Annotated in this window: 10 protein-coding genes; 6 read left to right on the top strand and 4 right to left on the bottom strand. The window is 69.1% G+C overall.

Annotated features, from left to right (window positions below):
* Positions 1 to 315 precede the first annotated feature (315 nt).
* Positions 316 to 960 (bottom strand): methyltransferase domain-containing protein, encoded by a 645-nt coding sequence (locus tag AB0C15_RS00995; RefSeq protein ID WP_357347321.1) that lies wholly within the window; start codon positions 958 to 960, stop codon positions 316 to 318.
* Between the two features lie 3 nt (positions 961 to 963).
* Positions 964 to 1,200, bottom strand: a complete 237-nt coding sequence (locus AB0C15_RS00990) for a 2TM domain-containing protein (RefSeq protein WP_357347319.1) — start codon at positions 1,198 to 1,200, stop codon at positions 964 to 966.
* A 141-nt stretch (positions 1,201 to 1,341) separates the two neighbouring features.
* Between AB0C15_RS00990 and AB0C15_RS00985 the strand changes: the two genes are divergently transcribed.
* Both AB0C15_RS00985 and AB0C15_RS00980 read left to right on the top strand, forming a co-directional pair.
* On the top strand, positions 1,342 to 2,139 hold the full coding sequence (locus AB0C15_RS00985) for an alpha/beta hydrolase (RefSeq protein ID WP_357347318.1): 798 nt from the start codon (positions 1,342 to 1,344) through the stop codon (positions 2,137 to 2,139).
* Between the two features lie 62 nt (positions 2,140 to 2,201).
* The gene (locus AB0C15_RS00980; RefSeq protein WP_357347316.1) at positions 2,202 to 3,497 is read left to right on the top strand and encodes an MFS transporter; all 1,296 of its coding nucleotides are present in this window, start codon (positions 2,202 to 2,204) and stop codon (positions 3,495 to 3,497) included.
* A 153-nt stretch (positions 3,498 to 3,650) separates the two neighbouring features.
* On the opposite strand, the gene AB0C15_RS00975 is transcribed toward AB0C15_RS00980, so the two are convergent.
* On the bottom strand, positions 3,651 to 4,103 hold the full coding sequence (locus AB0C15_RS00975) for an alpha/beta fold hydrolase (RefSeq protein ID WP_357347886.1): 453 nt from the start codon (positions 4,101 to 4,103) through the stop codon (positions 3,651 to 3,653).
* A gap of 671 nt (positions 4,104 to 4,774) precedes the next feature.
* On the opposite strand from AB0C15_RS00975, the gene AB0C15_RS00970 reads away from it, so the two are divergent.
* The gene (locus AB0C15_RS00970) at positions 4,775 to 5,305 is read left to right on the top strand and encodes an alpha/beta hydrolase (RefSeq protein ID WP_357347313.1); all 531 of its coding nucleotides are present in this window, start codon (positions 4,775 to 4,777) and stop codon (positions 5,303 to 5,305) included.
* Here AB0C15_RS00970 and AB0C15_RS00965 read toward each other — a convergent pair.
* Positions 5,298 to 8,213 (bottom strand): BTAD domain-containing putative transcriptional regulator, encoded by a 2,916-nt coding sequence (locus AB0C15_RS00965; RefSeq protein ID WP_357347311.1) that lies wholly within the window; start codon positions 8,211 to 8,213, stop codon positions 5,298 to 5,300. The two genes, AB0C15_RS00970 and AB0C15_RS00965, sit on opposite strands and share 8 nt — an antisense overlap.
* A gap of 477 nt (positions 8,214 to 8,690) precedes the next feature.
* Here AB0C15_RS00965 and AB0C15_RS00960 point away from each other — a divergent pair, with 477 nt between their 5' ends.
* From AB0C15_RS00960 to AB0C15_RS00950, 3 genes are all read left to right on the top strand, one after another.
* Positions 8,691 to 11,477, top strand: a complete 2,787-nt coding sequence (locus AB0C15_RS00960; RefSeq protein WP_357347310.1) for an AAA family ATPase — start codon at positions 8,691 to 8,693, stop codon at positions 11,475 to 11,477.
* A 126-nt stretch (positions 11,478 to 11,603) separates the two neighbouring features.
* A complete protein-coding gene (locus tag AB0C15_RS00955) occupies positions 11,604 to 12,125 on the top strand; it encodes a DUF4188 domain-containing protein (protein WP_357347308.1) in 522 nt (173 codons plus the stop codon).
* Positions 12,126 to 12,204: 79 nt separating this feature from the next.
* A complete protein-coding gene (locus AB0C15_RS00950; protein ID WP_357347306.1) occupies positions 12,205 to 13,461 on the top strand; it encodes an ABC transporter permease in 1,257 nt (418 codons plus the stop codon).
* Positions 13,462 to 13,668 lie beyond the last annotated feature (207 nt).

Raw genomic sequence — 13,668 nt, 5'->3', positions numbered from 1 at the left:
GCCGTGGGGGCCCGACCTTGTCTGTCGACGTGGCGGCTCAGCCAGCCGGTGGAGCACGTCATCGACCGGCAACGAACCGGGCATGACACATTCTTCAGTAACCCAACCAGCAGTGGAGCACGCGCACCTAGGATGCCGGACGCGCGTCACTCGGGTCCCGCCCCGGGCGGCGCGCGTCCTGCGCGCCTGGCCTGCTGAAGAATGCCCTCCATCGCGAACACGGACGCGCGACGGCGTTGGCGAGAGCGCCAGCTCGTACAGCGGCGTGCACCGTTCCATCCTGATGTCGCCGTTCGTCAGCCGAGGCGACGTACGTCAGGCAGCGCCGCCCAGGTGGGGCACCGAGGACGGCCACTGGGCCGTCCGCTGACTGTCGGACGACGACTCCGGCTGGGGCCGACGGCAGTAGTAGACTATCGCGGGCGGGAGGTTTGCCCACTTCGTCCGGCTCAGGACGACCTCGTCGAACAGTGACCGTACGGATCGCAGCAGGCTCCGCGCGGATGCGACCCACCGCGCGTGCACGTAGGCGAATGTGGTGAACACGCCGTGCGGCGGCAGCGTGGCGACCACCGAGGACAGCACGTCGCGTTGAAGATCCTCGCCGAACGCCGCCCAGGGAAGGCCGCTGACCACCACGTCGGCCTGCCTGAGCCCACGCCGCGCCAGCACCGCCGGAAGGTCCCCGGCGTCCGCGTTCACCACGTCGACCGCCGGGTGCCGCGCGGCCAGTGTCCGCGCGAACCGCGGATTGATCTCCACAGCGATGTGCCGGCCGCGGCCATCCAGGCGCTGCTGGATGGCCGCCGTGAAAGCGCCAGTACCGGGTCCGAGCTCCACGACGACCGGAGACCCGGTCCGGGGCACCGCCAGCGTGACCATCCGGGCGAGCCCCGGGCTGCTCGGCGCGATCGCGCCAACCGTGAAGGGGTCGCGAACGAACTCCAGGAGAAAGGACACGGCTCAACGCCACTGACGGGGTTGCCCCGATTGGTTCGGTGCCGCCAGGAACCTCTTCGCCGCCCAGTAGTGGAATGCCAACCCCACAGCCCAGGCGACAATCGACCAAACCGGCCAGAAGAAGTGATCCGGTGTGACGAGCCACCACACCACGACCTGGGCCGCATTGGCGATTACGTAGTAGAGAAGGTGGAGGCGCAGTCCCCACCGCATCGCCGTCGCGCTCTTCAATGACGTCATGCCAGCAGATTAGGTTGACGGACTTGACAGGGACGGAATTGAATGACCACCGAACCTCCGGCTTCGTTCCGCGCCCGTCAAGTAGCCGAATCTAGGCTGACCAACAATGACGACCGAGCACAATCTGGAGAGGCTTCCCCAATGACGACAACACGTCGAAAGTTGTTGGCCGGTTCCGTTGCCGCCGCTGCCGGCACCGCCCTCGGAGCACCCGCCGCGCAGGCGCACCCGCGACCCGACAACCAGCCCAAACCCACGGTGGTGCTCGTACACGGAGCCTTCGCCGACGCCTCCGGCTGGAACGACGTGGCGACCCGGCTCATCCGCGACGGGCACCCGGTCATCGCTCCGGCGAACCCGCTGCGAAGCGTGGCGTCCGACTCGGCCTACCTGGCCAGCATTCTCGCCACCCTCGACGGCCCGGTCGTTCTCGCGGCGCACTCCTACGGCGGAATCGTCGCCACGAACGCCGCGACCGGCAATCCGAACGTGAAGGCATTGGTCTATGTGGCCGCGTTCGCGCCGGACCAGGGCGAGACACTGCTCGGCCTCCAGACGACGTACCCGGGCAGCAAGCTCAACGAGGCGGTGTTGGACTTCCGCCCGTACGAGGAGGGCCTCGTCGACGGCTACATCAAGCGGCAGTTCTTCCGAGAGGTGTTCGCCGGCGACGTACCAAGAGCGACGACGGATCTGATGTGGGCCGGCCAGCGACCCGCTGACGCCCGGACCCTCGGAGAGCCCTCCGGCGCCCCGGCCTGGAAGACCATTCCATCCTGGTATCTCGTTGCCCGCAACGATCAGGTGCTGCCCGCCGCGGCACAGCGGTTCATGGCCCACCGCGCCGGCGCGCAGGTGCGGGAGGTCGCCGCGTCGCACGTCGCGATGATCTCGCAGCCGGCCGCCACGGCCGACCTCATCATGCGCGCCGCGCGCTGACCGGATCTGAACCCACATCAGCCCGGGCATCGCACGGCTGAACTTCCACGAAGGACGAAACGTTGCACCAGCACGCCTACGAAGGCCAGTGCGCCGTCGAGGAGACCCGGCGCGCCTCGACGAAGCCAACCATCAGATACCCGAGACTGACGTTGCTGGCCCTGGCCCTGGGCACCTTCGCGATCGGCACCGGCGAGTTCGGCAGCAACGGCATCATCCAGCTCTTCGCATCCGACCTGGACGTGTCGGTCCCGGTCGCTACGTATGCGATCACCGCGTACGCATTCGGGGTGGTGATCGGCTCACCGGCGATCATTCTGCTCGCCGCCCGAGCGAACCGCCGCACCCTGCTGATCGGCCTGATCGCGCTCTTCCTGGTCGGCAACAGCCTCTCCGCGCTGGCGCCGAACATCGAGATGCTCGTCGTCTTCCGATTCATCGCTGGCAGCGTGCAGGGCGCGTTCTTCGGTGCCGGAGCCGTCGTCGCCGCCTACGTCTACGGACCGGGCAAGGGGGGCAAGGCGTTCGCCACCGTCATGGGCGGTCTCACCATCGCCACCATCGCCGGGTCCCCGCTGGGCACTTTCATCGGTCAGAGCGCGAGCTGGCGCGCCATGTACTGGACGGTCGTCGCCGTCGGTCTGCTCGCCGGCCTCGCTCTGGTCGCCTGGCTGCCGCGCACCGACGACCTGCGAGGCAGCTCGGTCACGAACGAGTTGAGAGCGCTGGGTCGGGGAAGCGTCTGGCTGATGGTCGCCGTCGCGGCGCTCGGGATCTCCAGCATCTTCGCCGTCTACACGTTCATCGGCCCGTTCGTCACCGACGCGGCGCGGCGGGACGCCTCGGTCATCCCGCTCGCGCTGGCAGTCTTCGGCCTCGGCATGGCGGTCGGCAACCACCTCGGCGGCCGCACCGCCGACCGCTCCGAGAACCGCGGTTTGACCTGGGGTTACGGCGGAGTCCTGGTGCTTCTCGTGCTGATCGGTACGGCCGGTGGCAAGCTGTCGGTCCTGCTGCCGTGCCTGTTCGGCGTCGGCGCGACCATGATGTACGCGATCCCCACCATCCAGGTGCGGCTGAACGGTTTCGCGCCAGACGCCCCGACACTGATGGGTGCCCTCAACCTCGCCGCCCTCAACATGGCCAACTCTCTCGGCGCGATCGGCGGCGCGGTCACCCTGAACGCCGGGTGGGGGACCCTGTCCACCGTGTGGGCCGGCTTCGTCCTCACGGCCGCGGGTCTGCTCCTGTACGTCTGGACCGTCGCCCGGCACAGGCCGGCAGGGGTCCCACCGGCCCTGGCGAGCGAGACCGTTCGTCGGCAGCCTCGACAGACGATCGGATCGCGTTCGGCGTGACGCCCGAAGGCCCGGCCCCGCGGGGCCGGGCCTCGACGTGTCTGGACCGTGCCCGTGGTGTGTGGCGAGTACGGGCTCGCGGCGAAAGACTGCCCGGTGGCCGGCCTGAGCAGGTTGTCGAACGTCCATCCCTGGCCAGCTCACGGGGGTCGGTCAGCGTGCGGTTTCGTGGGCCGCCTGCTCGATGAGGGCGACCGTGGTCTCCGGGTGCGAGACGAAGACCAGGTGCGAGGCGTCGTCGACGATCCGCACCGTCGGTCCGGCGCGCTTCGCCATGAACTCCTGCGCCTGTCGCGGAATGATCATGTCTGCGCCGCTGATGAGGGTGAAGGACGGGATGGTTGTCCAGGCCTGCGGCCCGGCTACCGGCTCACCGAACGCCGCCGCAGCGGCCGGGCGCTGCATGATCGCGTACACCGTCGCGTCCTCGACCGGCACGTCGGCCGCGAACCGGGTGTGGTATACCGCCGGGTCGATGTACAGGTCGACCTGCCCGCCCGTAAGCGGAACCGCCTTCAGGGACTCGTTGACGGTGCTACCGGGGAATCTGGTGACCAACTGTCCGACCGCCTCGCCGGCGTCCGGGATGAACGCCGCCAGGTAGATGAGCGCCCGTACCTGGTCGCTGCCGGCGGCACCGTGGGATTCCTTTCTCGGTCTTCGTTATGACGAATCCGAAACTACGGTCCGGGGCTGGACAGGGACTGAACCTGTGAAACGCGGATTCATCGGGATCGGGGCCGGCGGACGGACAATCGCGTGTCGGGTCGCGATCTTCGGGCCGGGAATCGACGGACGTGCACGAGGCACAATCTTCGGCCCTGCCCACCGGCGTCGGGAACCCGGCGAAATCGGCCGACGTCGGCCCGCCCAAAGGACGCCTCTCCCTCGACACGCCGTCGCAGATTGAGCATCCGCGTAGCGAGCATCCGAAGACCTCCGCACAACCAGTCGACCGCCGTCACAAAATGTGGTCGATCGGCCAGCCGTGCCTCGCCGTCGCGTTCGACGGCCCGTTCAGCGGGGCCACAAGGATGCATGGCAAGCACGCTAACGCCGCTCCCTGAAGAACTTCTTACCGATTCTCCGGAGCGGCTTTCAAGTAGTGCGCGGACGCGATCCTCGGGTAAGTAGAAATATATTGCCGATGGGCACTATCGATATCGATGATGCCGTCGGTGCGGGGTCCTGGGAGGTTCGTGGTGCGTCCGAGTGTGGCTCACGAGGTACGCGTGGGCGAGCTGTCTCTGGCCTGCCACGTTCGTGGACGCGGTCCTGTGTGTGTGGTTCTCCCGGGGGCGCGCGGGCACCACCTGCGTATCCCGCTCGTCGAACGTGAGCTGACCATGGCGTACGTCGGGCCCGCCGGCCCGGCCGCGTCGGGCGCGGACCCGAACGATGGTCTCCGTCTTGAGGTGGGCCATCTGCACGAGGTGGTCAGGAGCTTCGGCGTCGAGCCCGTGTTCGTTCTCGGTCACGGGCGCGCGGCGGCCCTCAGCAAGGCGTACGCGCGGTGTCACCCGGACCGGGTGGCCGGCCTGATCCTCTACGCGGCGGGGCCAATCGCCGACGTGCGCGACGACCCGCCCCCGCTCACCGTGCCGACGCTCGTCGTGACGGACCGGCCCGACATCGACTGCGCCACGGAGCCGGTCGACGTCCTGCGCCACAGCATTCCCGACGCCCGCCTCGTGACCCTGCGCGAGAGCGGCCGTCACGCTCACCTGGCGGAACCGGAACGCTTCGCCTACCTGCTCCTGGAGTTCACCCGACGAATCTCCGGTCCGGTCCGTACCGCTCTCACGTGACGTCAGCCGACGAGGGACGCGGGGCGGACCGCGCCAGCCGCTGGGCCAGACGTCGCAGGTCGGCCCGCATGTGGTCGGGCCCTCCGTCCTGGAAGGACCTGAGCACCTCATGGGCTTGTCCGTAGGCATCCTGTGCGCCGCGCGCGTCACCGACGGTGAGCAGCAGTTCGGACAGGCCGCGGAACACCTCGAAGCGGTTCGGGCCGTGGCCCATCTCGCCCGCCGTCCTGGCCGCCAACTTGAGCTGCTGGACGGCGTCCGGTGCTCGGCCCATGTTCGTGAGGTTCCGGGCCATGGCGACCCGAATGCAAGCGTCCTCGTGCCGGTACTCGATCTGCGCGTTGAGATCGAGAGCCCGTTGCAGCACCCGGGCCGCCTGCTCGTGCTGACCGAGCCACGTGAGGGACTGACCGTTGCAGTCGAGGCTGCGGACCCTCGCGTACGTGTCGCCCGCAGCACGGTTCAATGCCACCGCCTTCTCGCTGTCCGCGAGGGCCAGGTCATGCCGCCCGAGCGCGCTGTGCACCCGGTGCAGATCGACGTACGCCATCGCCTGCTCGGGCAGCATGCCCTGCTCGGCGAAGATGTCGAGGGCGGCTCGGAGGAGGCCGAGCGCCTCCTCGTTGGCGCCGGAGAACAGCCGCGCTCGGGCCAGCGAGCGCAACACCTGCGCCTCGCCGATCACGTCACTTCGCTCGCGGGTCGCCCGAAGGGCGTGTCGCATGACGTCCTCCCAGTCCCGGAAGAACCCGAATTCCTCCAGGTACTGCTGCGTCGTGACGGCGAGGTGCCACGGGACGATGCCGTAGTCGACCTCGGCCGCGACCTTCACGGCGTCCTTGAGCGTTTCCCGGTGCAGGGCGAACCAGCTCAGTGCCTCCGCGTGTGAGGCCTGCCGCTCCGGGACGACGCCGGGCAGGGGCGGCGGCGGCACGATCGGAGTTCGGTGCGGTTCGAGCATCAGCTCGGCGTTGGAGCTGCTGTGCAGGTAATGCTGCAACAGGCGGCTGCTTGCGGCGCACTGCTCGTCGGGCGACTCGAGAGTCAGGAACAGCTCCTGCGCGTACGCCTTGACCAGTACGTGCGACGTGAAGTGACCGCGGTCGTCCTCGGTCACGAGCGCCGCCTCGGTCAGTTCCTCGAGCAGCGCCCGGGCCTGCGAGAGCCGCAGACCGGCGAGGCTGAGGCACGCCTCGACCGTGATGCCCGCGGTGAACGCAACCGACAGCAACCGGAACAGCCGGGCGGCCGACGGCGTGAGCTGCCGGTAGGACCAGGAGAACGCGGTCCGCGGATCGCTCACCTCACCACGTCCCTCGAACGCTGCCAGAAGCCGGGCGCCGTCCCGCAGCTCGGCAGCTACGGCGCCCAACGACAGGTGTGGACGCGCGCTGAGTCGGGCCGCCAGGATCGCAAGTGCCAGCGGTAAGCGGCCGCAGAGTTCGATGATCTCGTCGATGGTCCCCGCGTCGTCGCCCACCGCGAGGGTTCGACTGCGCATTGCGGCAAGGCGAGCGCCCAGCAACTCCCGGGCGTCCGGCAGATCCGGAGGGTACGCACCGAGCAGGCGCGCGCTGTCGGACGCGGCCAAGCCGACCAGCGGCTGTCGACTGGTGATCAGCACGAGGCTGGCAGCCGAGTTCGGCAGCAGGGGCCGCACCTGCGCCGAGTCCCGCACGTTGTCCAGGACGACGAGAATTCGCATGCCGGCGGTGAGGCTGCGATACATGCCGACAAGCGCGTCGAACGTGTCCGGGATATCCGTTCCGTGGACGCCCAGCGCATACAGCAGCGATCGCAGAGCATCGCCGGCGAGGACGCTTCCCTCCTCGCCCCGGTGTCCCTGAAGATCCAGGTAGAGCTGGCCGTCGGTGAACTCGTCGGCAACCGTGTGCGCGAAGCGCACGACAAGCGTCGACTTACCGACGCCACCCATGCCGTCCACCGCGACCACCATCGGACTGGTACACCCTCCGGCACGCATCTCCCCGACGAGGTCGTCGAGGGTGTCCAGCTCGGCCCTCCGTCCGACGAAGAGCGGCTGGTCCGGCGGGAGCTGCGCCGGATGCACCATCGGGACAGGTCGCGACCGGCCCGCCAGCAGAGGCGCTTCCGTCTGGTCGCGCTCGTCCGTGGGCGGCACGGCACTCTGGGTCAGCACTCGTCGCTGGGCTTCCCGCAGTTCGCGCCCCGGGTCGATGCCCAGCTCCTCGGCGAGCCGGTCCCGGATGGTCCGGTGCGCGACGAGGGCCTTGTCCTGGTAACCGGCAGCGGCAAGTGTCGTGACGAGGCTGGCGTGCACCGGTTCGTTGAGCCGGTCGATCTCCGTAGCCAGGCGTAGCGCGGCAAGAACCTCCGCGGGACGATCGACCTGGACGGCGACAGCCGCGGCGTTGACGGCCGCGGCGACGAACTCACCGTCCACGCCCGCGAAGGTGGAGGTGGCTACCGTGGATTCCGCCAACGCGTCGCCCGCCGGTCCCTGGCAGAGCCGCAGCGCGTTGACGTAGTGGTCGAGCGCCTCGTCCGGGCGCCCACCGGCGGTGCTCATCTTCGCCGCGGAGACACGTTGGCGGAACGCCACCAGATCAAGCGTCTCGGGACCGGCGGTGAAGCGGTATCCGGTGCTGTGACGTGTGAGATAGCTTCCGGAGGATCGTGGCGGCAGGTCCGGCTCGAGCAAGCGGCGCAGCGCCCCTACGTACTTCTGGATGATGTTGGCCGCGCAGGCTGGCGGATCGGACCCCCAGATCAGGTTGATCAGATCGCTCATGCTGACCGGCCGGCCGCTGCGGACCAGCAGTAGCGCGAGGAGGCACTGCTGCTGCCGAGGACCCGAATCCAGCTCGACGTCGTCCCGCCACACCCGCAGGGGACCCATGACCTGCAGACGCAGTCGCGGCGTCACCGACCGACACCTCCGGAGCCGATCACCGAACGCGCGCTGCGCCGAGCATGGTCGAGGTGGATCGCGGGGGCGCTCGGCTGACCGGGGTCGACCGTGTCGGACGAAGGCTGTCGCGTCGTCGGGTACATGCTGGTGGCTCGCATCTCATGTCATCAAGTGCCACGCCGTTGGGTTCGCCGGCAGTGCCAATCCTGACCAGCGGCGCGGGGTCGCGACATCACACGTCCTGACGGTCGCTGTGCCACCGCCTCTGCGCGGCCGCGCGAGAACCCGTGGCTCACATCGCACGAATGCGCAGGCCAGCTTCGATCGGATCACACAGATGCGCGACAGATTGCACGAATTAAGCCGAAATGAGATCCTTGCCGCTGGGCAGAGGGGGTTAACTCACCCGCGCCCGTCGACCTCCGCACGGGAGTCGAGCGCAACCGATCGCCGTTGCGAGGGGTAGTTCCGATCCGACGGCCGGAGGAGTCAATGATCAACCCTGCCGGCGCTCGGCCCGGTTCGCAACCGCTGCGTGGCCGAGACGCCGAACGGGGCGCCGTCGAGCACCGCGTCGACCGGTTGGCGGCGGGGGAGGGTGGCGTCGTAGTCGTCGAGGGCGCGCCGGGCAGCGGCAAGACCAGCCTCCTGAACGAGGCGGCCGCCGCCGCGCGCGACCGGGGCATCAGCGTGTTCACCGGATCGGGCCAGGCCGCATCGATCGGCGTGCCGTCCTGGCTCCTGCTCGAGACGTTGACCGACGCGCCGGTCGACCTCGACAATCTCCGGCGGGTGGCCGAGCGGCCGGAGGGTGGCTTCTGGCTCGTCCAGGAGGTGCACGAGGGCCTGGAGAAGGCAGCCCTACAGTCCCCCGTCATGATCGTCATGGACGACTTCCAATGGGCCGATCTTGCCACCGTGAACGCGGTCCGGACTTTGACCCGACGGCTGTCCTCCGATCCTGTTCTCTGGGTCATCGCCCTACGGCCCGACCCGCCTGCGCCTGTCCGTTCCGCTGTCGACCAGATGAGCGCTCAGACAGGCACCGTCGTCCGGCTCGATGCCCTCGACATCCACGCCGTCGCGCAGATCGCGCACGACATCCTCGGCGCGAGGCCGGACGAGCGGCTCGGCGACATGCTGGCCGGCGCCCCCGGCCAGCCGCTGCAGCTCCTCGAGTTTCTGCACGGGCTGCGGGACGAACAGGCCGTGGAAGTCCATGACGGCATCGCAGTGTTGCGCGCACCTCGCATCCCCCTGCGGTTTCGCGACTCGATCCGCGAGCAGGTACGGCTGCTTTCGAACGAGGCCCGCCTGGCCGTCGAGTTGGCCTCGGTGCTCGGCCGCACGTTCACCGTGGAGCAGCTCGCCCGGATGCTCGATCGCCCCGTCTCCACCCTGCTGGCCCCACTGCGGGAGGCGCTGGACGCCGACCTGCTCGTCGAGAGCGGCGACGCCTTCGCGTTCCGGCACGACCTGGTCCGCGAAGCTGTCGACAGCAGCCTGCCCGGACCTCTGCGCCGTTCTCTACGCCGACAGGCCATCGACGCCAGCCTGGCCACGGGAGCGCCCGCGAACGAGGTAGCCGCCCTCGTGATGGAGACCGTCAGCTACGGCGACCGGGGCGGGATCGCACTGCTTCGGCGTGCCGCGACCGAAATCGGGCTCCGCTCCCCCGCGCTCTCCGCCCAGATCAGCACCAGGGCCTTCGAACTGACGCGTCGTGATGATCCGGATCGCGCGGCTCTGCTCACCGAGACCGTCCACCACCTCGTCCTCGCCGACCAGGCACCGAAGGCCTTCGAGCTTCTCACGCAGAGCCAAGGACCGGTCCTCGACCGGGGCGCGATGGCCCAGATCCGACGACTGACAGCCGAGGCCATCCTGCCGTTCGACGCCAGGCAGGCGGTGGAACTGTGCCGCGAGGCGCTCGCGGACGCCGACCTGCCCGCCGACCTCCGCGCCCGGTTGTACGCCGTGCTGGCCGGCGCGCTGGGCATCATCGGGCAGCCGGACAAGGCCCTGCGTGCCGCCGACACCGCGGTCGGCCTGGCCAGCGATGCCACGGATCCTCTCTCGCGCTCGGCCGTGCTGGTCGCAAAGGCGGTCGCCGACTTCCACCTGTGCCACTGGTCGAGCGGACTACGCGCAGCCGACGACGCGATCCGACTCCGCAACGGAGTCCCCGACGCCCGCTCGTTGTCACTGCCCGACGCGTGGAAGGCGATGATGCTCGACGCAACGGGCCGGATGACCGAGGCGTGGCGGCTCGCTGATGAGGGATCCCGGCTGGCGCAGGTGGATGGCCAGGTCGCCAACATGCGCGTGTGGTCGATGATTCGAGCGCGGGTCCACCTGCGCGCCGGCCGGCTGCAGGAAGCGCGGGCCGAGGCCGAAGCGATCCAGGCGATGTCGTACGAGCTCGGCAACCACAACTATCTCTACACGGCCGCCCTCACCCTCGCCCTGGCTGCTATTCACAGTGGAGACCAGACCGGCATGGCGGTCGCGGAGGCGACGGCGGCCGAGATGGCCGGATCCGAGGGACCGTTCTGGCGGGGCAGGGGGCACTGGCTGTGGGCTCTGCTGGCCGAGGCCCGGAACGCGCCGGTCGACGCTCGGGCCGGCGACGAGGACATGGACCTCCTGTTCGGCGGTTGTGTCCGCATCGTGACGCTGACCGAGCACGCCGAGGTTGCCACCCTGGTCCGCCTGCTGATGCGGAGCGGGCGGCACGAGCGGGCGGAGGCCGCGGTGGCTCGTCTCGATGCCGAGCTGCACCGGCATGAGGGGGAACGCGTTGTCGCCGCCGCCCTGCGCCATGCCCGCGGCCTACTCAACTCGGACCCGGAGCTACTGCTGGAGGCGGTGGATCTCTACACCACGGACGAACGGCTCCTGCTGCGTGCCCGGGTGGTGGAGGACGCTGGCACGGTGGTGGTCCACGGGGACCGTACCCGCGGTCTGTCCCTTCTGAACTCGGCCCTTGACCAGTGGGAAGCCATCGGCGCCGACCGGGACGCCGCGCGCGTCCGAGGACTACTGCGGCACGAGGGCGTACGCCGGCGGGCCCCCAACCGACCCCAGGCAGGGTGGGCCGGGCTCACCGAGTCGGAGACGAGGGTGGCCCGGATGGTGGCCCAGGGATGGACCAACCGCCAGATCGCCGAGGAGTTGTTCCTGTCGCCACACACCGTCAGCTCGCACCTGAGGCACGCGTTCGTGAAGCTGGGCGTGCGCTCTCGGGTCGAACTCACGCGCCGGATGATGACGGAATGATCCCCAGAAGAGCAGCCGCTCGTTCAGCGCGGGTCAAGTAGCTGTTCAACGCCTTCGCATGCTCGTTCAGTGCTCCCGCCTAGCGTCGCTCCCGTCAACACTCTGAGTCGTCGAAAAGAGCGCGCGGTGCACACCAAGGTCAATCGGCAGACTGTCGACCTGTCGTCATATCCGGATCTCGTGGTCGTCTATCTGGGTATGCGGGTCAACCGGCTGTACGGCCTGCGGACGCTGATGGGCTACGGCCCGCAGATCGGTCGATCCGCAGCCGACAAGCCGGAGGGTCTGCTCCATCACGAGCCCCTCCTGTGGTCCCTCTTCCCCATGCACGTCGGCATCCGCCAGTACTGGCAGGATCTGCCCGCGCTGCTGTCATGGGCTCGCTCCGAACCCCACCGCCTCTGGTGGCGCAACTTCTTGCGCGACAGCGGCGGCACCGGTTTCTGGCACGAGACGTACCTGCTCCGAGGCGGCATGGAGGCGGTCTACGACGACATCCCGAAACAGCAGGGATTCGCGGCCTTCGCCCCCGTGCACCCGGCACGCGGGCCGCTGTTCGGCTCGGCGGCGCGGGTCGGCCGCCCAGAGGACGACGTCGCGCCGGTCGTGACCGAGAAAGAGCTCTACGCCCCCGAATCAGTCCGCTGAGCCTTGCCGGGCCGATGACGTGAGTGGCCAGACCCTACCCACCGAAGAGCCGTTGACGGCACCGAAGAGAGCACACGCAATGTCGATTGGCGACTTCCGCAGCCCGCACATCTGGGCCGTACCGGTCATCATGATCGCCCTGTTGAGCCTGGCGCTACCCGCCTGCTACCTCAGCGGCATCACGGACCCCCAGGCAAATCTGCGCCAACTACCCGTCGCGCTCGTCCTCGAACCGCAGCAGAGCGCAACCACCCCCGGCGTCGACGCGGGCGGTGCCGCCGAGTCGGTGGCCGCCGCGGTGGAGTCCGGCACGGATCCGGAGAAGATCCGGATCGTCGTCATGTCGGCCACGGAGATGACCGAGGCGTTCCGGGACAACGACATCTACGGTGCGGTGGTCGTTCCCGCGGACTTCGAACGGGGGCTCAGCGGACTCGTCGCCCCGCCGCCCGGCACGACGCCGTCGCGCCCGGTCGTGACGATCGTCAACAACGCCGGCGATGGCAACCTGGCCGCAGGTCTGGTGAGCGCAAACGTCACCCCGGCGCTGACGGCTGTGCAACGGACCCTGGGAGAACGTCTCGGGTCATCCGCCGACTCCTATCGCGGGCTCGCGCTACGGGAGCCGTTCGTGGTGCGCACCGCGCCGGATCACGCGCTGCCACCGAAGTCGGGTGCCGGCCTCACCCCGTTCTATCTGGCGCTCGTCACCATCCTCATCGGCTTCATCGGCGCGTCCACCATCCATCCTTCGATCGACTCGGCGATAGGCTTCGCACCCAGCGAGGTCGGGCCGATGACGAGCCGCCGCCCGTACCGCCGGGCCACGCGGACGATGACGCTGCTCGCGAAGCTCGCGGTGCTCGTGGCCGTGGCACCGATCGCCGCCGCGCTGCTGCAACTGGTCGCCACCACGGTGATCGGTGTGTCCATAGGTCAGCCGCTCGCCATGTGGTTGTTGCTCAGCGGGGCCATCGCGGCTGTCGGCGTCGGAGCGCTGTCGGTGTTCGCCATCTTCGGCGCTCCGGGAGCGTTGATCAACACGTTCTTCTTCGTCGCTCTCTCGCTCGCCTCCGGCCCGGCGGTCCCCGCCGAGGCGCTGCCCGGCTGGCTCCGTACGCTGACCTCGGTCACTCCGATGCAACCGATCCTCGACGGCGTACGGGCCATGCTGTTCTTCGACGGCCGCGGCGAGGCCGGTCTCACCCACGGCTGGACCAGGATCGGTATCGGCGCAGCAACCGGACTGGCGTTGGGAATCCTGACGACCTGGCTCTACGACCGCAGCCCTCGGTTCTCCCGACACCCCGCCGCCCAGCCACCCGCCGTAGCCTGACCGGTCCGGCGATGCCACTGCTGAGTACAGCGGCCTCGCCGGACCCCAGCAGGGCCGTGACCGACTACACGGGCAGCCGGCCGTGGCATCGCTCAGCGCGATGTCAGGGCCGGCTTGCTCGCAAGCCCGCTTCCGGATGTGAGGTGGTCGTGCGTGCCGCCTCCGGAATGACCTTGGTGACCTGGTCGGGGTGGCGGCAAGGGTAGG

The organism is Micromonospora sp. NPDC048835 (assembly GCF_040649995.1).
GTDB lineage: Bacteria > Actinomycetota > Actinomycetes > Mycobacteriales > Micromonosporaceae > Micromonospora.
The sequence above is the reverse complement of the archived record's forward strand: the minus strand, read 5'-3'. Positions and strand labels throughout refer to the sequence as shown.